The sequence below is a fragment of the Paracraurococcus ruber genome (assembly GCF_004353985.1).
Taxonomy (GTDB): domain Bacteria; phylum Pseudomonadota; class Alphaproteobacteria; order Acetobacterales; family Acetobacteraceae; genus Paracraurococcus; species Paracraurococcus ruber.
In genome coordinates, this window is record NZ_SMOA01000080.1 from 1 (window position 1) to 23,601 (window position 23,601).

General features: G+C 74.0%; 23 protein-coding genes. 13 read left to right on the forward strand and 10 right to left on the reverse strand.

Going from position 1 to position 23,601, the window contains the following annotated elements:
- Window positions 1–302: iron-sulfur cluster assembly protein (locus E2C05_RS15735; RefSeq protein ID WP_133220599.1), on the reverse strand; the 302-nt coding region annotated here is incomplete at its 3' end.
- A 194-nt stretch (window positions 303–496) separates the two neighbouring features.
- On the opposite strand from E2C05_RS15735, the gene hflK reads away from it, so the two are divergent.
- The 4 genes from hflK to E2C05_RS15755 all read left to right on the forward strand — a co-directional run bounded on the left by hflK (window position 497) and on the right by E2C05_RS15755 (window position 8,805).
- Window positions 497–1,666, forward strand: a complete 1,170-nt coding sequence (gene hflK, locus E2C05_RS15740; protein ID WP_133220600.1) for an FtsH protease activity modulator HflK — start codon at window positions 497–499, stop codon at window positions 1,664–1,666.
- A complete protein-coding gene (gene hflC, locus E2C05_RS15745) occupies window positions 1,663–2,538 on the forward strand; it encodes a protease modulator HflC (RefSeq protein ID WP_133220601.1) in 876 nt (291 codons plus the stop codon). Before hflK ends, hflC begins: the two co-directional genes overlap by 4 nt.
- 316 nt (window positions 2,539–2,854) lie before the next feature.
- Window positions 2,855–4,450: a DegQ family serine endoprotease gene (locus tag E2C05_RS15750; protein WP_133220602.1), complete on the forward strand. Its 1,596-nt coding sequence runs from the start codon at window positions 2,855–2,857 to the stop codon at window positions 4,448–4,450.
- Between the two features lie 623 nt (window positions 4,451–5,073).
- Window positions 5,074–8,805: a PAS domain S-box protein gene (locus E2C05_RS15755; RefSeq protein ID WP_133220603.1), complete on the forward strand. Its 3,732-nt coding sequence runs from the start codon at window positions 5,074–5,076 to the stop codon at window positions 8,803–8,805.
- A 39-nt stretch (window positions 8,806–8,844) separates the two neighbouring features.
- Here the strand turns inward: E2C05_RS15755 and E2C05_RS34020 are convergent, their stop codons facing one another.
- The 6 genes from E2C05_RS34020 to E2C05_RS15780 form a co-directional block, all read right to left on the reverse strand.
- Entirely contained in the window at window positions 8,845–9,000 is a 156-nt protein-coding gene (locus E2C05_RS34020) for a hypothetical protein (RefSeq protein WP_192912475.1), read from the reverse strand.
- Window positions 9,001–9,092: 92 nt separating this feature from the next.
- Window positions 9,093–9,416 carry an antibiotic biosynthesis monooxygenase family protein gene (locus E2C05_RS15760; RefSeq protein WP_133220604.1) on the reverse strand — a complete coding sequence of 108 codons (324 nt, stop codon included), beginning with the start codon at window positions 9,414–9,416 and terminating at the stop codon, window positions 9,093–9,095.
- Window positions 9,417–9,495: 79 nt separating this feature from the next.
- Complete coding sequence (locus E2C05_RS15765; RefSeq protein ID WP_133220605.1) at window positions 9,496–10,251, reverse strand: SDR family NAD(P)-dependent oxidoreductase; 756 nt, start codon at window positions 10,249–10,251, stop codon at window positions 9,496–9,498.
- Window positions 10,252–10,360: 109 nt separating this feature from the next.
- A complete protein-coding gene (locus E2C05_RS15770; protein WP_133220606.1) occupies window positions 10,361–11,860 on the reverse strand; it encodes a tripartite tricarboxylate transporter permease in 1,500 nt (499 codons plus the stop codon).
- Between the two features lie 31 nt (window positions 11,861–11,891).
- Complete coding sequence (locus E2C05_RS15775) at window positions 11,892–12,494, reverse strand: tripartite tricarboxylate transporter TctB family protein (protein WP_133220607.1); 603 nt, start codon at window positions 12,492–12,494, stop codon at window positions 11,892–11,894.
- A 232-nt stretch (window positions 12,495–12,726) separates the two neighbouring features.
- Window positions 12,727–13,728 carry a Bug family tripartite tricarboxylate transporter substrate binding protein gene (locus E2C05_RS15780; RefSeq protein ID WP_158292158.1) on the reverse strand — a complete coding sequence of 334 codons (1,002 nt, stop codon included), beginning with the start codon at window positions 13,726–13,728 and terminating at the stop codon, window positions 12,727–12,729.
- Between the two features lie 161 nt (window positions 13,729–13,889).
- Between E2C05_RS15780 and E2C05_RS15785 the strand changes: the two genes are divergently transcribed.
- The 6 genes from E2C05_RS15785 (at window position 13,890) to E2C05_RS15810 (ending at window position 19,094) form a co-directional block, all read left to right on the forward strand.
- Window positions 13,890–15,080 (forward strand): M20 metallopeptidase family protein, encoded by a 1,191-nt coding sequence (locus E2C05_RS15785; protein WP_133220609.1) that lies wholly within the window; start codon window positions 13,890–13,892, stop codon window positions 15,078–15,080.
- A gap of 19 nt (window positions 15,081–15,099) precedes the next feature.
- The gene (locus E2C05_RS15790; RefSeq protein WP_133220610.1) at window positions 15,100–15,903 is read left to right on the forward strand and encodes a creatininase family protein; all 804 of its coding nucleotides are present in this window, start codon (window positions 15,100–15,102) and stop codon (window positions 15,901–15,903) included.
- Window positions 15,900–16,895: a ketopantoate reductase family protein gene (locus E2C05_RS15795; protein ID WP_133220611.1), complete on the forward strand. Its 996-nt coding sequence runs from the start codon at window positions 15,900–15,902 to the stop codon at window positions 16,893–16,895. Before E2C05_RS15790 ends, E2C05_RS15795 begins: the two co-directional genes overlap by 4 nt.
- A complete protein-coding gene (locus E2C05_RS15800; RefSeq protein ID WP_133220612.1) occupies window positions 16,892–17,935 on the forward strand; it encodes a ketopantoate reductase family protein in 1,044 nt (347 codons plus the stop codon). Before E2C05_RS15795 ends, E2C05_RS15800 begins: the two co-directional genes overlap by 4 nt.
- Window positions 17,936–17,939: 4 nt before the next feature.
- Window positions 17,940–18,776 (forward strand): VOC family protein, encoded by an 837-nt coding sequence (locus tag E2C05_RS15805; RefSeq protein ID WP_158292159.1) that lies wholly within the window; start codon window positions 17,940–17,942, stop codon window positions 18,774–18,776.
- A gap of 132 nt (window positions 18,777–18,908) precedes the next feature.
- Window positions 18,909–19,094, forward strand: coding sequence for a hypothetical protein (locus E2C05_RS15810; RefSeq protein WP_133220614.1), 186 nt, complete (start codon window positions 18,909–18,911; stop codon window positions 19,092–19,094).
- A gap of 194 nt (window positions 19,095–19,288) precedes the next feature.
- Here the strand turns inward: E2C05_RS15810 and E2C05_RS15815 are convergent, their stop codons facing one another.
- On the reverse strand, window positions 19,289–20,227 hold the full coding sequence (locus E2C05_RS15815) for a hypothetical protein (RefSeq protein WP_240046757.1): 939 nt from the start codon (window positions 20,225–20,227) through the stop codon (window positions 19,289–19,291).
- 50 nt (window positions 20,228–20,277) lie between these two features.
- On the opposite strand from E2C05_RS15815, the gene E2C05_RS15820 reads away from it, so the two are divergent.
- Window positions 20,278–20,853, forward strand: a complete 576-nt coding sequence (locus E2C05_RS15820) for a cytochrome b (protein WP_158292160.1) — start codon at window positions 20,278–20,280, stop codon at window positions 20,851–20,853.
- Window positions 20,854–20,868: 15 nt separating this feature from the next.
- On the opposite strand, the gene E2C05_RS15825 is transcribed toward E2C05_RS15820, so the two are convergent.
- Window positions 20,869–21,081 carry a hypothetical protein gene (locus E2C05_RS15825; RefSeq protein ID WP_133220616.1) on the reverse strand — a complete coding sequence of 71 codons (213 nt, stop codon included), beginning with the start codon at window positions 21,079–21,081 and terminating at the stop codon, window positions 20,869–20,871.
- 94 nt (window positions 21,082–21,175) lie between these two features.
- Between E2C05_RS15825 and E2C05_RS15830 the strand changes: the two genes are divergently transcribed.
- On the forward strand, window positions 21,176–21,508 hold the full coding sequence (locus E2C05_RS15830; protein WP_133220617.1) for a DUF1491 family protein: 333 nt from the start codon (window positions 21,176–21,178) through the stop codon (window positions 21,506–21,508).
- Window positions 21,509–21,666: 158 nt separating this feature from the next.
- The gene (locus E2C05_RS15835; protein ID WP_133220618.1) at window positions 21,667–22,377 is read left to right on the forward strand and encodes a response regulator transcription factor; all 711 of its coding nucleotides are present in this window, start codon (window positions 21,667–21,669) and stop codon (window positions 22,375–22,377) included.
- Window positions 22,378–22,771: 394 nt separating this feature from the next.
- Here E2C05_RS15835 and E2C05_RS15840 read toward each other — a convergent pair.
- Window positions 22,772–23,601: peptidoglycan -binding protein (locus E2C05_RS15840; RefSeq protein ID WP_133220619.1), on the reverse strand; the 830-nt coding region annotated here is incomplete at its 5' end.

The following is a 23,601-nucleotide window of genomic DNA, read 5'->3' on the forward strand; positions in this document are numbered from 1 at the left end:
GCCGGCGGCGGCCCGGCGCGGCCGGTGCCGCCGGGCTTCGGCCCCATCGGGTCCCGGTGCGCGGTCAGCACCACCGTGGCGCTCAGCACGCCGGGCACGGCGGCCGCCGCCGCCTCCGCCGCCTGCCGCAGCGGCTCCATCTCCCGCGCCCGTTCGCGGGGCACGGCCAGCGCGAATTGCACCAGCCCGTCGCGCGCCGTCAGGCCCTGGACCATGCCGGCTGCCATCAGGTCTTGGCCCGAAAGCGGGTCGCGCACCGCCCGCAGCGCCTGCCGCACCGCCTCCGCCAGGGTATCGCCCATCGCTTGAAAAGCCCCTTCGACCCGACAATATCGCCCGTGACCGGGATGCGCCGGCCGGGGCGCGGCCTTCCGCCTTCCGGCCGGCGCTGTCATATGGCCGGGCATCGCCGGCGCATCCAGCCCCAGGCCCTTTCGCGGGGCAGGGGACGTCCCGGCGGTGACAACGAAGCTTGCGGTGGAGGCCGGCTACATCCATGGCGTTGAACAACGGCGGACCCAGCCCCTGGGGCAACCCGAGGCCGGGCGGGCCCTGGGGCACGCCGCCGCCGAACCCGCCGGGGGGCGGCGGCCGGGGCCAGGGCCCCGACCTCGATGACCTGATCCGCCAGGCGCAGGACGCCGTCCGCAAGGTCATCCCGTCCGGCGGGTCCGGCGGACGCGGCCTGGCCATCCTCGCGCTCATCGTCGTCGCGCTCTGGGCCGCCAGCGGCTTCTACCGCGTGCAGCCGGACGAGGAAGGCGTGGTGCTGCGCTTCGGCGCCTTCGACCGCACCGCCGCGCCCGGCCTGAACTACCACATCCCCTGGCCGGTCGAGACGGTGGAGACGCCGCGGGTGACGACCGAGAACCTGGTCTTCATCGGCTTCCGCTCGGGCGATGCCGCGCCGGTGCGCGGCCCGGCGGCGCGGGACGTGCTGGAAGAGTCGCTCATGCTCACGGGCGACGAGAACATCATCGACATCGACTTCGTGGTGCGCTGGCGCATCCGCGACGCGGGCGACTTCCTGTTCAACACCCGCAACCCCGAGGTCACCATCAAGTCGGCCGCCGAGAGCATGATGCGCGAGGTGATCGGTCGCACGCCGATCCAGCCCGCATTGACGGAAGCGCGCGGCCAGATCGAGGACCAGGTGCGCGCCGGCACCCAGGCGATCATGGACCAGTACCGGGCGGGCATCGCCATCACCCAGGTGCAGCTGCAGAAGGTCGACCCGCCGGGCGCGGTGATCGAGGCCTTCCGCGACGTGCAGCGCGCCGCCGCCGACCGCGAGCGGCAGCGGAACGAGGCCGAGGCCTATCGCAACGACATCATCCCCCGCGCCCGCGGCGAGGCGGAGCGGATGGTGCAGGAAGCCCAGGGCTACCGGGACAGCCAGGAAGCCCGCGCCCGCGGTGAGGCGGCGCGCTTCACCAGCGTCCTGTCCGCCTACAGCACCGCGCCGGACGTGACCCGCCGGCGCCTCTATCTCGAGACCATGGAGGAAATCCTGCGGCGCAACCCGAAGGTGGTGGTGGATGACCGGCTGCAGGGCCTGGTGCCGCTGCTGAACCTGGGCGATACCGCCCGGCCCGCTCCGCGGGCGCAGGCGCCGGCGGCCGCGGCCGCCACCCAGACCGGTCCGCGCCTGGGGGCCGGCCGATGAACCGCCTCGTCATCCTCGGCGTCGCCCTGGTGGCGGTCGTCGTCGTCGCCGCCTCCTCGCTCTTCGCCGTGCACCAGACGCAGCAGGTGCTGATCACCCAGTTCGGCCAGCCGATCCGGGTGGTGCAGACGCCGGGCCTGAACTGGAAGGTGCCCTTCATCCAGACGGTGATCGGCTTCGACCGCCGCCTGCTGGACTACGACGCGCCGGGCCAGGAAGTGATCCTGGGCGACCAGCGGCGGATCGTGGTGGACACCTTCACCCGCTACCGCATCACCGACCCGCTGCGCTTCTACCAGACCGTCGGCGCGACCGAGGGCGGCATCCGCCTGCGGCTGGGGCCGATCGTCTCCTCCTCCCTGCGGAACTCGCTGGGCAATGAGCCGTTGCTGGCCGTGCTGTCGGCCGACCGCGCCCGGATCATGGGCGAGATCCGGCAGCGCGTGAACGCCGAGGCGCGGAGCTTCGGCATCGAGGTGTCGGATGTCCGCATCCGGCGCGCCGACCTTCCGGAGGAGAACACCCAGGCCATCCTGTCGCGCATGCAGTCCGAGCGCGAGCGGGTAGCGCGGGAGCAGCGGGCCGAGGGCGCCGAGCAGGCGCAGCGCATCCGCGCCGCGGCCGAGCGCGACCGCACCGTCCTGATCGCCGAGGCGCAGTCGCGCGCCGAGACCCTGCGCGGCGAGGGCGAGATGACCGCCATCCGCATCTTCGCCGAGGCCTTCCAGAAGGACCCGGAATTCTTCCAGTTCTGGCGCACCATGCAGGCCTGGCGGGAAGCCTTCTCGGACGGCGACAGCCGGATGCTGCTGAGCCCGGACAGCGACTTCTTCAAGTACTTCCGGTCGATGACGCCCGGGGCGACGCCCTGAGCCTGGGCGGCGGGCGCCACCGTCCCGCGGTGCGGCCCGCCGCGCCGGCGAGCCGATGCGGCCCTCGCCGATGCCGCCCTCGCAGGATGTCCGCATCGGCCCACATGCCTGAAGGGCGCGCCCGGCAGGCCGGGCGCGCCAGGACCGTGGCCAAGCGCCGTGGCGGCCCGGCGGCACGGACCGGCACCCGCTGCCGCGCCGACGCGGCGGGCCACCATGGCGCCGGCCTTGCAATCCGTGGCACCGGCCATGCACACCAGCGTTGCACCGGGGCGTTGCCGCCGCGGCGCCCCCCTTGCTGCCCGAGGTAAACCCGATGCGCGTTCTCCGAGCAGGCCTGCCCGGCCAGATCCTCCGGTCTCGGCTCCTCCCCCTGGCGGGCATCCTCGCCCTCCTGCCGCTGGCGGCCGGCGCCCAGCAGGCGCTGCCGGCCCCGGCCCCGGAAGGCGCGCCGGTCCTCAATGCCCCGCCGGCCGTGCCGATGCGGGATGCGCCGACCTCCTTCGCGCCGCTCGCCCGGCAGCTGCTGCCGGCGGTGGTGAACATCTCCACCACCCAGAACGTCCAGGCCCGGGCCAACCGGCCGGATGCGCCGGAACTGCCGCAGGCGCCGCCCGGCAGCCCCTTCGAGGAATTCTTCCGCGACTTCTTCAATCGCCGCCAGGGCCCGGGCGGCCCCGGCGGGCAGGAACAGCAGCCGCAGCAGCGGCCGCGCCGGGCGCAGTCCCTCGGGTCCGGCTTCATCGTCGATGCCAGCGGGATCGTGGTGACCAACAACCACGTCATCGAGGGCGCAGACGAGATCAACGTCATCCTGCAGGACAACACGACGATCCGGGCGCGGCTGCTGGGGACCGACCCGCGCACCGACATCGCCGTCCTGAAGATCGAGACCGACAAGCCGCTGCATGCCGTGCAGTTCGGCGACAGCGACACGGCCTCGGTCGGCGACTGGGTGCTGGCGATCGGCAATCCCTTCGGCCTGGGCGGCACCGTCACCGCCGGCATCGTCTCGGCCCGCGGCCGCGACATCCGCCAGGGCCTCTATGACGACTTCATCCAGACCGACGCCGCCATCAACCGCGGCAACTCCGGCGGGCCGCTGTTCAACCTCGATGGCAAGGTGGTGGGCATCAACACCGCCATCTACTCGCCGACCGGCGGGTCGATCGGCATCGGCTTCTCCATCCCGTCCAACCTGGCGCGCAACATCGTCGCCCAGCTGCAGGATGGCGGGAAGGTGCGGCGCGGCTGGCTGGGCGTGAACATCCAGCAGGTGACGGACGAGATCGCCGAGAGCCTCGGCCTGCAGGGCGGCGCCCGCGGTGCGCTGGTGGCCCGGGCGCAGGATGACGGGCCGGCCGCCAAGGGCGGCATCCGCAACGGCGACGTGGTGCTGCGCTTCAACGGCCAGGATGTGCGGGAGATGCGGAACCTGCCGCGCATCGTCGCCGACACGCCGGTCGGCCGCGCCGTGCCGGTCATCGTCTGGCGCGACGGCAAGGAGCAGACGCTGCAGGTCACGGTGGGCGAGCTGCCGGCCGACACGCAGCAGGCGGCGGCGACGCCGGGGCCGCAGCCGGCGCGGCCGACCGAGCTGTCCGGCCTCGGCCTGCGCGTCTCGCCGATCTCGCCCGAGACGCGGGAGCGCTTCTCCCTGAAGCCGGACCAGCGCGGCGTGGTGATCACCGAGGTGGCGCCGAACAGCCCCGCGGCCGAGCGCGAGCTGCGCCCCGGCGACGTGATCGTCGAGGTGCAGCAGGAGAGGGTGAACACGCCGCAGGAGGTGCAGCAGCGGCTGGAGGCGCTGCGGCGGCAGAACCGCCCGACCGCGCTGCTGCTGATCGAGACGGCGCAGGGCCAGCGCTTCGTGCCGCTGCGCCTGCGCGGGGAGCGCGGCAGCCCCGGCTGAGGTCCCCGCCACCGCCCGGCCCCCGGCTGTTCCGCCGCGGCGGGTCGGGCGGCAGCACGGGGCCTGCCGGGCCGCGCTTCCTGGCCCGGCGCGCGGCGCCATCCGGGCCACGCCGTGGCGGGGCCAGAGCTTGCGCTGCAACGCACCCTGCCGGGCCGCCCCGCCGCCGCCCGGCCAATGCACGTCGCGCCGCCGCGTGCATGCCCCGGCGCCTGCAGCCGCGGCCAGTCGAGGCGCGGGGAAGGGGGGCGGCTGGAGGCGCAACCCGCTTCGGCGCGCATCCTGGCGCCGCCGGCGGTCGCTTCCCGCCCCAGGGCCAGGAATGGTGGTGCGCCATCCGGGCCATCCCCAGGCGTCCCGGGCATGATCCACGACCCGAAACCACGCAGCGGCCTAGGCATCCCGACGACCGCCCCGGTGCATCCGGTTTCCGGGTGGCGGCGGCGCGGCCCGGCAAACCTGTTCCAGTTCAGGAACTTGAGGCCGGTCGCAAGTTCCTTGCTGGGGCAATGAAATCGGTATACCACATCCGGACCTGATTTATTTCCCATGCTGCCCGCAGCCCGGCACGCCCGACATGCGCGCCTTCGCCGGACCGGCCGTGCTGCCCTTGCAGGGTGACGATGCCCGATACGATTCCCGGCGAGGACAGCCTCAGGCCCGAGGCGATCCTGGCAGCCGACCCGGCCCCTGGTGGTAGGCGCCTGCCGGGTCTGCGGGCGCATCTCGTTGCCATCCTGCTGGTGGGCCTGCTGCCGGCCCTGGCTGCCGGGTTGATCGGCGTGCTGCATGCCGTGGCCAGCGAGCGGGCAGCCTATGAAGGTCGGCTGCGCGGCTCCGCCCGCGCCCTGGCGCTGGCCCTGGATGCCGAGATCGGCGGTCGCATCGCGGCGCTGCAGGCCTTCGCCGCATCCCCCGCCTTCGGCGACGGCACCGCCATCGCCGATGCCGCGGCGTTGCACCGGCATGCCGGCCAGGTTGCCGCGGCGACGGCCATGCGCGTCGCCATCGGCGATGCCGCGGGGCGGATGCTGCTGCACCATCAGGTGCCGCCCGGCCAGCATCTGCCGGATACGGGGGGCGGCGCCGGGGCGGTGCTGGCCCAGGCGGTGGCGGAGGGGCATCCGGTCGTCTCCGGCCTGATCCAGGGACCGGTGGTGCGGGCGCCGGCGCTGGCCGTGGTGGTGCCGGTGCCGCGCGCCGATGGCGGCCGGCCGGTGCTCTCAACCGGCGGGGCGATCGACCCCGGCCAGCTCGACGCCCTGCTCGCCGCCCAGACGCGGGAGAAGGGCAGCTTCGCCGGCCTGGTGGATGCCGGCGGCGCGCTCATCGCCCGGTCCGATGGCCAATTCCGCGGCGCCGTCCTGCCAAGCTCGGACCGCCAGCGACTCGCCGCGGCATCCGAAGGGGTCTATCGCCGCACCGCCCTGGACGGCACCGACCGGCTGACCGCCTTCGCCGCGCTGCGGACCGCACCGGGCTGGACCGTGCTGATCGGCGATCCCTACGCGGCCTACCGCGCCGCCGGGGTGCAGTCGATGCTGGGGATGCTCGGCGGCATCGCGCTCGCCCTGCTCGCCGCCGGCGGCCTCGCGCTGCTGCTGGCGCGCCGGATGCTGCAGCCCCTGGGCTGGCTGGTCGCGCGGGCGCGGGCGATCGCCCTGGATCCGGAAGGGCATGACCGCGTCGCCACGGCGGCACCGCCGGCGCGGGTGGCGGAGCTGGAAGCCCTGCGCCAGGGCTTCGCCGCGGCGGAGGCGGCGATCGCCGAGCGCCGCCTGGCCGAGCGCGCCGCCTATGCCGCGCTGGCGGAGCAGCGCGCCATGCTGCAGGCGGCGCAGGAACTCAGCGGCGTCGGCGGCTGGACCGCGGAGCTCCGCCCCGATCTGCCGCTCGAGGCGCAGCGCCTGCGCTGGACCGGCCAGGCCGCCCGCATCTACGGCCATGCGACCGAGCCGCCGGCGATCGGCCTCGACGTGCTGCATGCCTCGATCCCGGCGGCCGACCGCGAGCGGATCCGCGAGGTGGTGGCGGAGGCGTTGCGCACCGGCCGCCCCTATCGGCTGGAGCACCGCATCATCCATCGGGACGGCCGGGTGCGGCTGGTCGAGGTGCTGGCCGCGCCAGCGGCCGAGCCGGGCGGTGCCGGCTGGCGGCTGACCGGCTGCTGCCAGGATGTCACGGACCGGCGGGTGGCCGAGCACGCGCTGGCGGAATCGACCGAGCGGCTGCGGGAGCTGCTCGCCACCCTCGACCTCGCGGCCATCATGGCGCGCGACCCGGACGGCGCCATCCGCTTCTGGTCGGCCGGCTGCACCCGGCTCTATGGCTGGACGGCCGGCGAGGCCCTTGGCCGGTCCTCCCGCGACCTGCTCGGCACGCAATTCCCGGCGCCGCTGGAGGAGATCGAGGCGACGCTGCAGCGCGACGGGGAATGGACCGGGGAGCTGCGGCACCGCCGGCGCGACGGCGAGGAGGTGGTGGTGGTGGCGCGCAAGGTGCTGCGCCGCGACACCGGCGGGCAGCCCCTGATGGTGACCGAGAGCGTCGCGGACGTCACCGCGCAGAAATCCGCAGAGGCAAGGCTGGCCGAGAGCGAGGCGCGGCTGCGGCTGGCGCTGTCGGGCGCCGGGCTCGGGCTGTGGGAGCTGGACCTGGTGCGCCGCCGGGTCCGCCTGGATGCGCGCGCCGCCGAGATCGTCGGCGGCCTGCTGCCCGCCGGGCCCTGGGTCCCGCTGGACGGGCCCGAGCACCGCGCCGCCCTGGCCGCGCTGCACCCGCAGGACCGCGACCGCTTCCTCGCCGCGGGCGAGGCCTTCCTGTCGGGCCCCGAGGGCATGGCCTTCGTCGAGGCGCGGATCCGGATCGGGCCGGGCTGGCGCTGGCTGGCCTTCCACGGGACGGTGCTGGAGCGCGAGGCGGGCACCGGGCAGGCCCGCCGGGCGCTGGCGGTGCTGCGCGACGCGACCGCAGCGAAGGAGGCGGAGGCTTCGGTCCGCCGCAGCGAGGCGCTGTTCCGCGCCAGCTTCGACCAGGCCGCGGTGGGGATAGCGCATGTGGCGCTGGACGGCACCTGGCTGCGGGTGAACGACCGGCTCTGCGGCATCGTCGGCTACCCCCGCGCCGCGCTGCTGCGCCGCAGCTTCCAGGAGATCACCCATCCGGAGGATCTCGACCTCGACCTCGCGCAGGTGCGGGCGCTGCTGGACGGGCGCATCGACACCTATTCGATGGAGAAGCGCTACATCCGCGCCGATGGCGGCACCGTTTGGGTCAACCTGACCGTGTCGCTGCTGCATGACGCGGAGGGCCGGGCCGAGCGGTTCGTCTCGATCGTCGAGGACATCTCGGCCCGGAAGGCGGCGCAGGCGGCGCTGGCCGAGAGCGAGGCGATGCTGCGCCGGGTGCTGGACAACCTCTTCGTCTTCGTCGGCCTGCTGCGCGCCGACGGCACGCTGCTGGACGCCAACCGGGCGCCGCTGCAGGCGGCGGGCCTCGGGCTCGATTCGTTGCGCGGCAAGCCCTTCTGGCAGACGCCGTGGTGGGCGCATGATGCCGGCGTGGCGGCGCGGATCGAGGCCGCCTGCGCCGCCGCCGCCGCGGGCGAGCCGTCCCGCTTCGATGTCGAGGCGCGGATCGTCCCCGACACCCGCATGGTGCTGGATTTCCAGGTGGCGCCGCTGCGCGACGAAGCCGGCCGCGTCACCCACCTGGTGCCGTCCGCGGTGGACATCACCGAGCGGCGCCGGTCGGAAGAGGCGACGCTGCTGCTGGCGCGGGAGGTCGACCACCGCGCCAAGAACGCCCTGGCGGTGGTGCAGTCCATCCTGACCCTGACGCGCACCGGCGACCCGGCGGAGTTCAAGCGCGCGGTGCTGGGCCGCGTCGCCGCCATGGCGCGCGCGCACACGCTGCTGGCGCGGGAACGCTGGAACGGCGCCGACCTGCGCAGCCTGCTGGAGGAGGAGCTGGCGCCCCATCGCGGCGCCGGCGCGACGGCGGGCGTGACGCTGTCCGGGCCGCCGACGGGCCTGGCGCCGGAAGCGGCGCAGCCGGTGGCGATGGCGGTGCACGAACTGGCGACCAATGCGGCGAAATACGGCGCGCTGTCCGTCCCGGGCGGCACCGTGGCGGTGTCCTGGCAGGCGGACGGCGCCACGGGCGGCCTGCTCATGCGCTGGCGGGAGGCCGGCGGACCGCCGGTGACGCCCCCGGCGCGGCGCGGCTTCGGCACCGGGCTGATCGAGAACACCGTCCGCCGGCAGCTGCAGGGCGAGCTGGCGCTGGACTGGGCGCCGCTGGGGCTGGACTGCAGCATCCGCCTGCCGCCGCGCATGGTCGTCTGGCGCCGGTAGGCCGGGGCGCCCCCGCCCGGCCGGCCGCGCCGCCGCCGCTCAGCGCCGCCGGCGGAGCAGGGCGAGGGCCACCACCACCGCCGCGACCAGGGCGATGGCGACCATGCCCTGGACGACGCCGAAGTTCTCCGCGTCGCGGGCAAGGAACAGCGCCGTGACGCTGCCGGCGGCGACAAGGATAAGCCTGGCCCACATGTGCCTGCTCCGCGGTGCGCCGGGAAAGGGCGCTGCCCTTCCCCGGACCCCTTCCCGCCAAAGGCCGAGAGGCCTTCGGAAACCTCGGGTCCTCAGGCTTCGGCGCGCGTCAGGACCTGCACCGCGTCGAAGCCTTCGAACTCGGGTGGGCCAAGGTAGAGCGGCTTCGTGCTGCCGGCCTTGCGATGGGCCAAACGGAAGGCCTCGGATTTCGTCCAGGCCTCGAAATCCGCGCGGCTGGCCCAGATGGTGTGGGAGGCATAGAGGACATGGTCCTCCCTCGCCGGGCCCTTCAGGAGGTGGAATTCCACGAAGCCCGGCACGGTGTGGAGGTGGCTGTCGCGGGATTTCCACATCGTCTCGAACTCCGCCTCGGCGCCCGGCGCCACGCGGAAGCGGTTCATCGCGATGAACATGAAGTCCTCCAGACTCGGGGTTTCCAAAGGCCCTGCGGCCTTTGGCGGGGGAGCGCGGGGGGGCCAGGGCCCCCGCGCTTCACGCGCTGGCCCGGCGCGCGCCACCATCCACATGCACCACCTGCCCGGTGATGTAGCGCGCGAGCGGCGAGGCGAGGAACGCCACCAGCACCGCGAGATCCTCAGGCTGCCCCAGATACCCGGCCGGCACCTGCTCGGCGCGCGCCCGGCGGGCCTCCTCGGTCGGCAGCACGCGCTGGTCGATCTGCTCGGACCGGATGATGCCGGGCGGGATGGAGTTCACCGTGACGCCGTCCCGCGCCAGCTCGCGCGACAGCGCCTTGGCCCAGATATGGGTGGCGCCGTTCGGCGCATTGGCCGGGTTCATCGCCAGCGGCTCGTCCGGGCCGGTGACGTTGACGATGCGGCCGAAGCCCTGCGCCCGCATGGCCGGCACCAGCGCATGGGTGAGGCGGCGGGCGGCGTGGAAGTTGAGCTCCATCGCCTCCTGCCACACATCCTCGGCACCCAATTCGCCCGGCGGCTGGCCGCGGCTGCCGCCGGCATTGTTGACCAGGATGTCGCAGCGGCCGAAGCGGCCGAGCACGGCGTCGCGGATGCGCGGCGCGGCATCGGGGTCGGTCAGGTCCTCGGCGACCACCAGCGGCGCGGCCGAGGCGGGCAATTCCGCCGCCACCGCCTCCAGCAGCGGGCGACGGCGGGCGAGGAGGGCGAGGCGGCAGCCCTCCGCCGCCAGCACCCGGGCGATGCCCCGCCCGATGCCGACCGAGGCGCCGGTCACGAGCGCGACCTTGCCCGCAAGCTGCAGATCCATCCCGCCGTCCCCTTGCCCATCCGGCGGGAAGCCTGCGTCCGGCCCGGGCAAAAGAAAAGCCGCCCCGGTTGCCCGGGGCGGCTTCGCATAGGCGGGCAGGGGCGGGCGGTCAGCCCGCCATCGCCGCTTCCTTCCCCTTGCGGAGGTTGGGCAGCATCATGGCGCCCAGCGCGATGGCGCCGATCGCCAGCATGGACGCGCTGATCGGCCGCTCGAGGAAGACCATCGGGTCGCCGCGCGACAGCAGCATGGCGCGCCGCAGGTGCTCCTCCATCATCGGCCCCAGCACGAAGCCGATCAGCAGCGGCGCCGGCTCCATCTTCAGCTTGTTGCACATGTAGCCGAAGATCGCGAACAGCACCGTCATGTAGACGTCGAAGACGTTGTTGTTCAGCGAGTAGACGCCGATGCAGCAGAACACCAGGATCGACGGGTAGAGGAACTTGTAGGGCACCTGCAGCAGCTTCACCCACATGCCGATCATCGGCAGGTTGATGACCAGCAGCATCAGGTTGCCGATCCACATCGAGGCGATCAGGCCCCAGAACAGGTCGGGCTGGGCTTCCACCATCCGCGGGCCGGGCTGGATGCCCTGGATGATCAGCGCGCCGACCATCAGCGCCATCACGGCATTGGCCGGGATGCCGAGCGTCAGCAGCGGGATGAAGCTGGTCTGCGCCGCGGCGTTGTTCGCCGCCTCCGGCCCGGCCACGCCCTCGATGGCGCCCTGGCCGAACATGTGGCGGCCCTTCGAGACCTTGCGCTCCATCATGTAGGCGCCGAAGGCCGCCAGCGCCGCGCCGCCGCCCGGCAGGATGCCGAGCACGGAGCCGACCACGGTGCCGCGCAGCACCGCCGGCGTCGCCCGCCGCCATTCCTCCTTGGTCAGCCAGAGGCTGCCGACCTTGGTCTTGAGGACCGAGCGGGCCTCCGGCTTCTCGAGGTTCAGGATGATCTCGGCGATGCCGAACATGCCCATGGCGACCGAGACGAAGCCGATGCCGTCCGACAGTTCCGGGATGCCGAAGGTGAAGCGCTGCTGGCCGGTCTGCACGTCGGTGCCGACCAGGCCGAGCGCGACGCCGAGCACCACCATGGCGACCGACTTCAGCACCGAGCCCTGCGCCAGCACGGCCGATATGATCAGGCCGAGCAGCATGAGCGAGAAGTAGTCGGCCGGCCCGAAGGACAGCGCCACCTGGGTCAGCAGCGGGCCGGAGGCGGCGACAAGGATGGTCGCCACCGTGCCGGCGAAGAAGGACCCGATGGCCGAGGTGGCGAGCGCCGCGCCGGCCCGGCCGTTGCGGGCCATCTTGTAGCCTTCGAGCGTCGTCACCACCGAGCTGATCTCGCCCGGCAGGTTCAGCAGGATGGCGGTGGTGGAGCCGCCATACTGCGCGCCGTAGTAGATGCCGGCGAGCATGATGATGGCCGTCGTCGCCGGCTGGCCGAAGGTGATCGGCAGCAGCAGGGAGATGGTGGCGACCGGACCGATGCCCGGCAGCACGCCGATGGCGGTGCCGATCAGCGCGCCGATCAGCGCGAAGAGCAGGTTGTCGAAACTCAGCGCGACGGCGAAGCCGTGCGCCAGATTGGCAATGGTGTCCATGGCCCGTGCGGTTCCCTCCCGGCGCCTTGGTTCAGAACTGCGGCCAGACGGCCACGCGGATGTCGAGCTGCTTGATGAAGATCCACCAGCAGAGCGCCAGCAGGAAGATCGTCATCCCGAGCACGCCGAGCGGCCGCTGCCGGTGCTCCGGCTCGGCCAGGGCGGAGACGACGATGGTGCCGACCAGCGCCAGCATCAGCCCGCCCTTCTCCAGCAGCAGGGCGAAGACGCACATGGCGGCGCAGATGTACCCGATCAGCCGCCATCCCGCGGCGAAGCAGATCACCAGGAAGCCGACCAGCATGCCGACGCCGATGGCGTTGTAGGTGCTGGCGAAGAACTCGCCGAACACCGGCGCGACCTTCCAGGCGATGGTGCCGGCGATGACGCCGAGGGCGAGGGTGCCGGTCTCGATCCCGGTCCACTTCTCCAGCGGGTCCGGCCCGTTGAAGAAGGCGTACAGCAGGACGATGCCGCCAAGCCCCATCTGGATCCAGAAGACCAGCATGGGCATGTAGCCGGGCCCCATGCGCCGGGCGGTGCCCAGCGAATGGTCTTGGTTGAGCCAGAGGCCGACCGCGGCCAGCAGGATCAGGAATGTCCCTGCGGCGATGTCCTTGGCATTGAGTTTCATGGCGCGACCTTTCTCGGCTCCCAGCTGCCCGGCCGGGGCCGGGTACTCCCTGTTCCATATCCGCCCGGCAAGAAACCGGAAACTCCCCCCGTGCAGGGTGGGACGGCACGCTGGCGATAGCGGCCCGCCGCCGGTCCCGCCGGCACGACCGCCGGCGGCAATCGCCTGACGCCTGCGTCGCCCGGCGTGCATGCCGCCGGCCGGCGCAACCGGCCGGCGCCGCTGCGGCGCCTCAGTCGACCTGTGCGCCGGACGCCTGCACCACCGGCGCCCAGCGCGCCACCTCCGCCGCGACGAAGGCGGCGTAGTCCTGCGGCCCCAGATTGCCGGGCGTGCCGCCCAGCTCGGCCAGGCGGGCCCGTGCCGCCGGGTCCGCCAGCAGCGCCGCCACCGCCCGCGCCAGCCGGTCCGTCACCGCGGGCGGCAGGCCGGCCGGGCCGGACAGGCCGAACCAGGACCCGCTGACCAGGTCCACCCCCTGTTCCCGGAAGGTCGGAACCGCCGGGAAGGCGGGATGCCGCGTGGCGGCGGAAATGGCAACCGCCCGCACCGCCCCGCCGCGCAGATGCCCGGCGGCCGAAGGCAGGCTGTCCGACATCATCGGCACCACGCCGGCGATCACATCCGTCATTGCCGGGCCGGCGCCGCGATAGGGCACATGGTTCACCCGGGCGCCGGTCGCCTGGCCGAATTGCACGATCAGCAGGTGGTTGGAGGAGCCGGAACCGGAGGAGGCGATGTCGATGCCGCGGGCATCCTCCCGCGCCAGCCGCGCCACCTCGGGCAGGGTCTGGGCGGGGAAGCGCGGGTTGGCGACGAAGACCGACGGGTTCTCGACCACCAGCGCCACATGCGTGAAGTCCCGCACCGCGTCGTAGCGCAGGCCGCGGTACAGCGTCGGCGCGATGCCGTGGCTGGCGATGTTGGAGACGACGAGGGTATGGCCGTCCGGCGCCGCCTGCGCGACCGCCAGGCTGCCGACGGTGGCGCCGGCGCCCGGCCGGTTCTCGACGATCACGGTCTGGCCGAGCCGTTCCTGCAGCCCCTGGGACAGCAGGCGGGCGACGATGTCCGTGGTCCCGCCGGGGGCGAAGGGCACCACCAGCCGGATCGGCTGGGTGGGCCAGGAACCGCCGCCTGCCCCCTGGGGACCCCCTTGGGCGCGCACGGCCGCGGGCAGCGCCAGGGTGGCGCCGCCGGCCAGGACGGCGCGGCGTGGCAGGATGCTGGACATTGGCCTCCCCGGGTCCGGGCCAGCATATCGCATGGCCTGCTCCGCCCCGGCAAGCCACGCAACCCCGTGTTGCGGCGCGGCATTCCGCCACCCGCGGCGGCTGGACAGGCCGGGGGCCTGCGGCAAAGCTGGGCCGCCGCATCAACCGAGAGGTGCCCCGGATGCCCGACGCCGCCGACCGCCTGAACGACCCGCAGACGCGCATCCGCGAGGCGGTGGCGGCGATCGAGCCTGGGCTGGTCGCCATCCGCCGCGACATCCATGCGCATCCCGAGCTGGGCTTCGAGGAGGTGCGGACCGCCGGCATCGTCGCGGCGGAGCTGGCCCGGCTGGGCATCCCGCATCGGACGGGGGTGGGGCGCACCGGCGTGGTCGGGGTGATCGAGGGCGCGCGGCCCGGCCCGACGCTGGCGATCCGCGCCGACATGGACGCGCTGCCGATCCAGGAGGCGACGGGCCTGCCCTTCGCCAGCACCGTCGCCGGCAAGATGCATGCCTGCGGCCATGACATCCACACCACGACGCTGCTCGGCGTGGCGGATGTGCTGCAGGGCCTGGCGCCGCAGCTGGCCGGGAAGGTGGTGCTGGTCTTCCAGCCGGCCGAGGAGGCGCTGGGCGGCGCCGCCGCCATGGTCGCCGAGGGCGTGCTGGACGGCGTCGACATGGCGCTGGGCTTCCACAACGCGCCCAATCTGCCGGTCGGGCAATTCGGCTTCTGCCGCGGCGAGACGCTGGCGGCCGCCGACCGGTTCGAGCTGGTGGTGGGCGGCAGGTCCGGCCATGCGGCGCATCCGCACAAGGCGGTGGATCCGATCGTCGCCGCCGCCGCCTTCGTCTCCCAGGCGCAGACGGTGGTGAGCCGGGAGATCGACCCGCTGATGCCGGCCGTCGTCACCATCGGCATGATCCATGGCGGCACCGCGCCCAACATCATCCCCGAGACTGTGGAGCTGAAGGGCACCGTCCGCACCCTGCACCCGGCGGCGCGCGACGCGGCGGAGGCCGCGCTGCGCCGGCTGGCGGCCGGGCTCGACGCCATGCACCGCACCCGCAGCGAGTTCGTCTATCGCCGCGGCGTGCCGCCGCTGCGCAACGACGACCGCGTGCTGGACCCCGCCATCGCCGCCGTGCGGCGGCAGCTCGGCGAGGTGGTGACCGAGGGCCGACCCAGCATGGGCGCCGAGGATTTCGCCGAGTTCGCCGAGCGGGTGCCGGCCTTCCAGCTGCGCATCGGCAGCGGCGCGCCCGGCCGCAACGATGCCCTGCACAATGACCGCTACCAGCCGGACGAGGGCTGCATCGGCCTTGGCGTGCAGGCGCTGAGCCGGATCGCGCTGGACATGCTGGCGTGATGCGCCGCGGCGGGCGGCGATGAGCCACCGCGTCGCGGAACTGGCCGCGCCCGCGGTCGCCGCCCGCCTGGCCGCTGGCGCCGTCGCGCTGCTGCCCATGGGCAGCCTGGAGACGCATGGGCCGCAGGCGCCGATGGGCGATTTCCTGCTGGCCGAGGCGATCGCCGACCGCATCGCCGCGGCATCGGCCGCGAACGGGTCCGACGCCCTGGTGCTGCCCGCCATCCCCTTCGGCGGCGTCGATTTCTTCGCCCGGGTGCCGGGCGGCCTCGTGCTCTCCCCGGCGACCCTGCAGGCGGTGGTGGAGGAAGTCTGCGAGACGCTGCTGCGCAGCGGCACCCGGCGCATCCTGGTGCTGAACGGCCATGCCGGCAGCATCGCGCCGGTGGATGCGGCGGCGCGGGCGCTGCGGTGGCGGCACGGGCTGCTGGTGCCGGCCATGCATCTCTGGCGCATCGCCGGGGCGCTGCACCTGGAGCTTGGCGGCAGCCCCGCCAGCCTCGGCCATGGCGGCGACCCGGTCTGGTCGGTGGCGCTGCATCTCCGCCCCGATCTCTGCCGGCCGGAGGCGGCGCGGGAAAGGCTGCCGGTGCCGCCCATCCTCGGCCTGCCGGTCGCCGATTTCGGCACGCTGCGCATCGCCGGCGTGGCGGTGAACGTCCCGACCGAGGTGGAGGAGGTGGCGCCGGGCGGCGTCGCCTGCGCCGACAGCCGGCCGGGCAATGCCGACCATGGCGCGCGCCTGGTCGCGCGGCTGGTGGAGGCGGGCGCGGCGATGGTCGCGCAGCTTCGCCGGGAAATCCCCGGCGAGGAAGCGCCATGAGGGTCTGCGTCTACGGCGCCGGCGCCATCGGCGGCCACATCGCCGCCCGGCTGGCGCGCGGCGGCGCCGAGGTCTCGGTCATCGCCCGCGGCGCGCATCTGCGGGCGATCCAGGCCGAGGGGCTGGCGGTGGAGGCAGCGGACGGCACCCTGCGCTGCCGCCCGCGCGCCACCGACGATCCCACGACGCTCGGGCCGCAGGATGCCGTCATCGTGACGGTGAAGGCGCCGGCGCTGCCGCAGGTCGCGGCCGGCATCGCGCCGCTGCTGGGGCCGGACACGCCGGTCGCCTTCGTCATGAACGGCGTGCCCTGGTGGTATCTCGACCGCACGCCGCGCGACGGGCGCCGGCTGCCGCTGCTCGACCCCGGCGATGCGCTGCGCGACTCCATCGGCATCCCGCGCAGCCTCGGCGGCGTGGTGTATTCGGCGGCCAGCGTGGTGGCGCCCGGCGTCGTCCGCGCCCTGGCGCCCGACAGCCGCGTCGTCCTCGGGGAGCTGGACGGCGCCATGACGCCGCGGCTGGCCGCCCTGGCGCAGGCGATCGCCGCCGGCGGCATGCACGGGGACGCCGTGCCCGATATCCGCCGCGCCGTCTGGACCAAGCTGCTGGGCAACCTGACGACCGGGCCGCTCTGCCTGCTCGGCCGCTGCTCCATGCGGGATGCGCTGGCGGCGCCGGCGGTGCGGGACGCGGCGCTGGCCATCGCGCGGGAGGCGATGGCGGTGGCGGCGGCGCTGGGCGAGCCCATCGGCGGCGACACTCCGGAAGGGCGCATCGCCCGCTCCGCGACGCTGCATCACCGCCCGTCCATCCTGCAGGACCTGGAGGCGGGGCGGCCGATGGAGGTGGAGGCGCTGTTCCTGGCGCCGCTCGCCCTGGCGCGGGAGGCGGGGGTGGCGACGCCCATGCTGGATCTGGTGGTGGCGCTGGCGGTGCAGGCGGCACGGGAGGCGGGCCTGTACGGCCCGCAGGCGGAGGCAAGCGCATGAGGATCTGCATCGTCGGCGCCGGGGCGATCGGCGGCCATCTGGCGGGGCGGCTGGCGAAGGCCGGCGCCGACCTGTCCGTGCTGGCGCGCGGCGCAACCCTGGCGGCCATCCGCGCTGAGGGGCTGCGCGTGCTGGCCGCCGATGGCGAGATGCTGGCGCGGCCACGGGTGGCGGAGCACGCCGCCGAGCTCGGCCCGCAGGACGCGGTGCTGGTCTGCACCAAGGTGCCGGCGCTAGGCGCGGTCGCCCGCGGCATCGGCCCGCTGCTGGGGCCGGAGACGCCGGTCGCCTTCGTCACCAACGGCATCCCCTGGTGGTATTTCCACGCGGTCGGCGGTGCGGAGGAAGGCCAACGGGTGCCGGAGGCCGATCCGGATGGCGCGGTCTGGGACCTGGTCGGGCCGCGGCGGGCCATCGGCGGGGTGATCTATTCCGCCTGCCATGTCCCCGCGCCGGGCGTGGTGGAGGTGACCAGCCGCACCAGCAAGCTGATCCTGGGGGAGCCGGACGGCGCGCGTTCCGCCCGCGCCCAGGCGCTCGCCGGGCTGTTCAAGGCCGGCGGCCTGCCCTGCTCCGTCTCGGCCGATATCCGCACCGATGTCTGGGCGAAGCTGCTGAACAACCTTTCCAACGGCCCGATCTGCGTGCTGACCCGGCGCAACATGCGCGACACCTTCCGCGACGCGGCGGTGCGGCAGGCGGCGGTGCAGGTGGTGCGGGAAGGCATGGCGATCGCCGCCGCCATGGGCCGGCCGGTGCCCGGCGCGGCCGAGGAGCGCATCGACCTCTCGGCCAATATCCCGCACAAGCCCAGCATCCTGCAGGACCTCGAGGCCGGGCGGCCGATGGAGGTGGATGCGCTGTTCCAGGTGGTGCTGCGCCTGGCGCGGGAACGCGGCGTGCCGGCGCCGATGCTGGAATTGCTGGTGGCGATGATGGCCCAGGCGGCGGAGGCCGCCGGGCTTTACTCGCCGGCGGAGGCCGCTGGACTCTATGCGCCGGCGGAGGCGGCCGGGCAGTCTCCGCGGCGGGAGGGCTGACGCCATGGCTCCGATTCTCGACCACCTCGTCCTCGATGTGCGCGACCGCATGGCGGCGGGCGCGGCGCGGCTGGCGGCGCTGGGCTTCCAGCTGACGCCCATGGGCAAGCACAGCCTCGGCTCGGCGAACCACCTGGCGGTGCTGGCGGAGGACTACCTGGAGCTGCTCGGCACCGACATCCCGGGCGGGGCATTGCGGCCGGACATCGCCGCCTACCCCGTCGGGCTGAACGGGCTTGTCTTCAAGACCGGCGATGCCAGGGCGCTGGCCGGCGACCTGGTCGCGCGCGGCGTGCCGGCGCTGCCGGCGCATGAATTCCACCGCCCCGTGGACCTGCCGGACGGCGCGCGGGACGAGGCGCGGTTCCGCACGACCCGGCTGGACCGCGCCGCGGCCTTCGATGGCCGGATCTACTGGTGCGAGCACCTGACGCCGCAGCATGTCTGGCGAAAGGAATGGCAGGCGCATCCGAACGGCGCGCTGTCGGTCGCGCGCGTGCTGGTGGCGGCGCGCGACCCGGAACGGCAGGCGGCAATGTTCCGCCGCATGTTCGGGGAGGATGCGGTGCGGGCGGGCGAGGACGGGCGCGTGCTGCTGCCCTGCGGTCCGGCGGTGGTGGAGGTGGCGCCGCACGCCCTGGTGCAGGCCGAGCTCGGCGCCGCCGCGCCGGACCCGGCGGGGCGCGGCGACCACATGGTGCTGGTCGCGCTGCGGGTAAGCGACCTGGCGGCGACGGCGGCGCTGCTGCGGGCGCAGGGCATCGCGCCGGATGCCCGGCCCGGCGGGTTGCGGGTGGCGGCCGAGCCGGCGCTGAACGCCACGCTGGATTTCCTGGCCTGACGCCACGCGCGGGCGGCGCGGCGTGTAACGACGTGATTCTTTCGCCGGGGCGGGTGGAACAAGCCGCCCCGATCGGACGTATCTCCGACAGAGCCGGCGCAGGTCACATCCTGGCGGGCGGAGAGACATCCGATGAAACTTCAGGTGATGGAACAGGACGACCAGGCGGGACCGGGACGGCCGGCCGAGGCGCGTCTGCCGGAACCGGCGCCGCCGCGCCGTGTCGTCGAGGAGCGGGAGCCGCTTTTCGACATCCATGATTTCCTGGCGATCGCCCGCTTCGCCGGCATCCTGCCGCCGCGCCGCCGGCCGGGGTGAACCGCGGGCGCCGCCGGCAGCGGTGACCCGCCGGTGCCGCGGCAAGGCGTCGCGCGCCGCGGCGGGCCCATCCCCGAAGGGCGGATCCGCGCGGCGCTGCCTCGCCAGGGCGCCGTCATCCGCCCCCTGCAGGCCAGCCGATCAGCGCAGCCGATCAGCACGGCTGGGGCGAACCGGCGTCGCGTCGCCGCCGGTCAGGCCGGGCCCCGCGGCAGCGCCGTCTGACCCAGCACCCAGCCCTCCCAGCGGCGGATCCAGGGATCGTCCGGCACGAAATCGGGCCTGGCACCATCCAGCACGCCGATCAGGCCGAGCAGGCCGATGACGGAATCGAAGCGGTCCTCGCCGGCGGCATCGGCGCCGAAGCCGGCCTGCACCATCGCCGCCAGCGCCGCGTCCGGCGTCCCCCGCCGCGCCGCCATGGCGGCCCGCAGCGCCGGCGCCAGCGCCCGCCGCGGCGCCTGCGCCCGCTTGCTGCCGCCGAGCGTCAGGCCGCAATGCCGCAGCGCCTCGGCCGGATAGACCTCGGCCAGCACGACCGTGCCGGGGGCCAGCAGCGCGTGCAGCCCGCCCTCGAAGGGCCAGAGCCGGATCGGCGCCGCCGCCGTCAGCGCCGGCACGATCCAGTCCCGCCAGGCGGCGATGGCCGCCTTGCCGGACTGGTTGGCGCCCAGCGTCCAGAACAGCGGCGCGCCGGCCGGGCGTTCCGCGGTGGCGCGGTCGCACCAGCGGGACAGGCCGAGGGGCCCGGCAAGGCCAAGCGCGGCGGCATGCGCCGCCCGCGTCATCCCGGCGATGCCGCGGGCGGGATAGAAGGGCCGCTCCGGCGAGACCGTCGCCAGGGTCGGGCTGACGACGAAGAATTCCGGCCGGCCGGCGAGGCCGCGCAGGAAGGCGGGGAAGTCCGCTTCGCGCCGCGCCGCCGCATAGTCCCGCGGCAGGCCGAGCGGCAGGTCCAGCCCGAGCGCGACGGGCAGCCCTGCCGCCAGCAGCCGCGGCAGCAGCCCGGCGGTGTCACCGACCAATTCTGGCGCCGCCGCCCGCCAGGCTCCGCCGCTGCGGCATGCGCGGGTGATCCAGCGCTTGCGCGGGTCGGTGCTCCAGTCCGCATGCGCCGCAATCAGGTCCACCACGCGCCGCTCCGGCTATGGCAGGATGCGGGGCGAGGGAAGGGAGAGGACGCATGACGGTAGTGACGGAACCGGTCGTCCCGGCCTCGGCGCGGGAGGCGCCGCTGGCCTATGGCACGGTGGCCAAGTGGTTCCACTGGGTCACCGCGGCGCTGATGGCGGTGGCGCTGCCGGTCGGCTTCGTCATCCAGCACATCAAGGACGCGGACAAGATGGTGTTCTACGCCATTCATGAATCCGCCGGCCTGACCATCCTGGTCGTCGCGCTGCTGCGGCTGGCCTGGCGGCTGCTGGTGCCGCCGCCGCCACTGCCGGACCATGTGCCGCGGCTGCTGGGCCGCGCGGCGAACGGCGTGCACCACGCGCTCTATGCCCTGCTCATCATCCAGCCGATCCTCGGCTTCCTGGCGACCAATGCCTGGGGCTTCCCGCTGCAGGGCGACACCGCCTATCTCGGCTTCATCGAATTCCCGAAATTCACCGAAGCGAACGAGCCCGTGGCGGCCGGCCTGTCGCTGATGCACACGATCGGCGGCTGGAGCATCCTGGTGCTGCTGCTGCTGCATGTGCTGGCCGTGGTGTTCCACCAGGCGCTGCGGCGGGACGGGACGCTGCTGCGGATGGTGTGACGCGGCGCCGCCGCGTCACAGCGGCTTCTGCGCCTTCTCGAGCAGGCGGGCGAGGAAGCCGGGCTTCTTCGCCGGCGCCGCGGCGACCGTGGTTTTCGCCACCTGGCTGCGCTCCGCCTCAGCCTCCTTCGCCTTCTGGGCGAGCCATTTGTCGAGGCTCATGCCGTTCTTGGCGGCGCGTTTCGCCTCATAGGCGCGCTGCGCCTCGGTCATCTTCCGTTGATCCATGGGACCCTCCGAACCGGGAGGAGTGATGGCGGACCCGTCCCGGACGGGCAAGCGGGGCTTGAACCCGGGCCCGGTTCCGGCCCCTATGCGGGCCATGGAAGCACGGGTGAAGGCGGGAATCTGGGTCTCGATGGCGCTCCGGCTGGCGGATATCGCCGGACGGAGCGGCGCGGTGCTGCGCAAGGGCGACCCGGATTCGGGCGGAATCCTCTGTGTTCTCAGGGGCCGGGACGGGCTGGTGGTGCTGACCCAGGTGCGGGATGCCGAAGGGCGGGCGGCCTGGCTGCGCGGCACCGGCCCCGCGGCGGTGGACGATGCGGCGGCGGATTCCTACGTGGAGCGGCAGGTCAAGCGGGACCCGGATCTCTGGGTGGTGGAGTTCGACGCCCCCGATCTGCAACCGCCTTTCGAGGGAAGATTGTTATAATGCATACCATTCGCGCATGGTCGCAATATTGTGTAAGCGGTTCAACGCGTCCGTGAGGTGTGTTTCCTCGCGCTTTGGTTTCAATCCATCCTGACGGGTCGGTCATCTGCGGTGGCGCGGCACACCGGCACCCCGCAACACCTGATGTCGGAGGACTCATGGCCAATCCCCGCCCCATCCTGATCGTCGAGGACGACGCGGCGCTGCGCGCCACCCTTGCCGAGCAAATCTCCATGGAAGGCGACTTCACCGCCGACGAGGCCGAGAGCGCCGCCGAGGCCTCGGCCAAGCTGGCGAACAGCGATGCGCGCTACGACGCCATCCTGCTGGATATCGGCCTGCCGGACGGCGACGGGCGCGACTTCTGCGCCAAGCTGCGGCGGGAGGGACGGCGCATGCCGGTCATCATGCTGACCGGCCAGGATGCCGAGGCCGATGTGGTGCGCGGCCTGGATGCCGGCGCCAACGACTACATCGCCAAGCCTTTCCGCCTGCCGGAGCTGCTGGCCCGGGTCCGCGCCCAGCTGCGGGTCTTCGACAATTCCGAGGACGCGGTCTTCACCATCGGGCCCTACCTGTTCCGCCCGAGCGCCAAGCTGCTGCTGGAGCCGGCGCGCAACCGCAAGATCCGGCTGACCGACAAGGAAAGCGCGATCCTGAAATTCCTCTACCGCGCCGGCGGCCGGCCGGTGCCGCGGCAGATCCTGCTGAACGAGGTCTGGGGCTACAACAGCGCCGTCACCACCCACACGCTGGAGACGCATATCTACCGTCTGCGGCAGAAGATCGAGCCCGATCCGGGCCATGCCCGGCTGCTGCTGACCGAGGGCGGCGGCTACAAGCTCGACCCGATGGCGCAGACGCAGTAACCCGGGTCAGGACGAGGCAAGGGGGGCCGCGGCGGCGACGCCGCGGCCCTTCGCGCATCCGGGGCCGGCCCGGGGCAGGCGGCATGCCGCGGCGCCCAGACGGCGGCGCAAGCGCCGCGGTGGCGCCTCTCGGCGGCGCGGACACCCTGCCTGCCGGCGCGGCCGCCCGGCTTCGGCGGCGCCCACCCGGCTGCGGCCCGGGGCGCTGTCGGCAATCGGCTGCAGCGGCAGGGGCACGCAGGAGGACGGCGCCGCGGCCGTGGATGCGCCGCCGGCGGCACACGGGCCGGTAGGGGCGCCGCCCCGCCCCCGAGAATCCTGTTCGCCGCGCGGCCGCCACGCTGCCCCGCGCGCGAGGCCCGTGCCGACGCGGCAGGACGGCCGCCTGGCGTTCTCAGCGATCCGTCAGCCGCAGCTCGATCCGGCGGTTGCGCGCCAGCGCCTCGGGCGTATCGCCCGGATCGATCGGCTGGTTGTCGCCGAAGGCCGTCGCCGCCACGCGGTTCGGCGGCAGCCCTTCCTGCATCAGCAGCTGGGACACCGCGATGGCGCGGGCGGCCGACAGCTCCCAGTTGCTGGCGTAGCGCGCGCTGCGGATCGGCGTCCGGTCGGCATGGCCATCCACCCGCAGCAGCCAGTTGACGTCGCGCGGGATCCGCTGCGCGAGGTCGAGCAGGATGCGGGCGATCTCCCGGATCTGCTGCTGCCCGGGCTGCGACAGGTCGGCGCTGGCCGGCGGGAACAGCACCTCGGACTGGAAGATGAAGCGGTCGCCGACGATCCGCACCTCCGGCCGGTCACCCAGCAGGTCGCGCAGCCGGCCGAAGAAGTCGCTGCGGTAGCGCTGCAGCTCCTCCACCCGGGCCGCCAGCGCCGCGTTCAGCCGCGCGCCGAGGGTGAGGATCTGCGCATCCCGCTCCCGCGTGCTCGCCTCCGCCTGGTCCAGCGCCGCGGTGAGGCGCCCGAGCTGCGCCCGCAGCTCCTCGATCTGGCGGGAGAGCAGGGCGACCTGCGCCCGCGCGCTCTCGGCCAGGCGCGCCTGCTCGCTGCCGGCGCGCTCGGCGGCGGCGCGGCGTTCCGCCTCGGCCGCGGCATTGCGCTCCGCCGCCTCGCGGCGTTCCGCCTCCGCCGCGGCATTCCGCTCCGCCACCTGCCGGCGCTCGGTTTCGGACGCGGCACCGCGTTCCGCCGCCTGCCGCCGCTCGGCCTCCGCCGCGGCGCTGC

Bases quoted from the DNA above. Each gene is read 5' to 3' on its own strand.
- E2C05_RS15765 (WP_133220605.1), bottom strand. From the start codon at position 10,251: ATGGATCTGCAGCTTGCGGGCAAGGTCGCGCTCGTGACCGGCGCCTCG.
- E2C05_RS15800 (WP_133220612.1), top strand. From the start codon at position 16,892: ATGAGGATCTGCATCGTCGGCGCCGGGGCGATCGGCGGCCATCTGGCG.
- hflC (WP_133220601.1), top strand. From the start codon at position 1,663: ATGAACCGCCTCGTCATCCTCGGCGTCGCCCTGGTGGCGGTCGTCGTC.
- E2C05_RS15760 (WP_133220604.1), bottom strand. From the start codon at position 9,416: ATGTTCATCGCGATGAACCGCTTCCGCGTGGCGCCGGGCGCCGAGGCG.
- E2C05_RS15830 (WP_133220617.1), top strand. From the start codon at position 21,176: ATGGAAGCACGGGTGAAGGCGGGAATCTGGGTCTCGATGGCGCTCCGG.
- E2C05_RS15795 (WP_133220611.1), top strand. From the start codon at position 15,900: ATGAGGGTCTGCGTCTACGGCGCCGGCGCCATCGGCGGCCACATCGCC.
- E2C05_RS15820 (WP_158292160.1), top strand. From the start codon at position 20,278: ATGACGGTAGTGACGGAACCGGTCGTCCCGGCCTCGGCGCGGGAGGCG.
- E2C05_RS15805 (WP_158292159.1), top strand. From the start codon at position 17,940: ATGGCTCCGATTCTCGACCACCTCGTCCTCGATGTGCGCGACCGCATG.
- E2C05_RS15775 (WP_133220607.1), bottom strand. From the start codon at position 12,494: ATGAAACTCAATGCCAAGGACATCGCCGCAGGGACATTCCTGATCCTG.
- E2C05_RS15810 (WP_133220614.1), top strand. From the start codon at position 18,909: ATGAAACTTCAGGTGATGGAACAGGACGACCAGGCGGGACCGGGACGG.
- E2C05_RS15835 (WP_133220618.1), top strand. From the start codon at position 21,667: ATGGCCAATCCCCGCCCCATCCTGATCGTCGAGGACGACGCGGCGCTG.
- hflK (WP_133220600.1), top strand. From the start codon at position 497: ATGGCGTTGAACAACGGCGGACCCAGCCCCTGGGGCAACCCGAGGCCG.
- E2C05_RS34020 (WP_192912475.1), bottom strand. From the start codon at position 9,000: ATGTGGGCCAGGCTTATCCTTGTCGCCGCCGGCAGCGTCACGGCGCTG.
- E2C05_RS15790 (WP_133220610.1), top strand. From the start codon at position 15,100: ATGAGCCACCGCGTCGCGGAACTGGCCGCGCCCGCGGTCGCCGCCCGC.
- E2C05_RS15825 (WP_133220616.1), bottom strand. From the start codon at position 21,081: ATGGATCAACGGAAGATGACCGAGGCGCAGCGCGCCTATGAGGCGAAA.
- E2C05_RS15755 (WP_133220603.1), top strand. From the start codon at position 5,074: ATGCCCGATACGATTCCCGGCGAGGACAGCCTCAGGCCCGAGGCGATC.
- E2C05_RS15785 (WP_133220609.1), top strand. From the start codon at position 13,890: ATGCCCGACGCCGCCGACCGCCTGAACGACCCGCAGACGCGCATCCGC.
- E2C05_RS15750 (WP_133220602.1), top strand. From the start codon at position 2,855: ATGCGCGTTCTCCGAGCAGGCCTGCCCGGCCAGATCCTCCGGTCTCGG.
- E2C05_RS15780 (WP_158292158.1), bottom strand. From the start codon at position 13,728: ATGTCCAGCATCCTGCCACGCCGCGCCGTCCTGGCCGGCGGCGCCACC.
- E2C05_RS15770 (WP_133220606.1), bottom strand. From the start codon at position 11,860: ATGGACACCATTGCCAATCTGGCGCACGGCTTCGCCGTCGCGCTGAGT.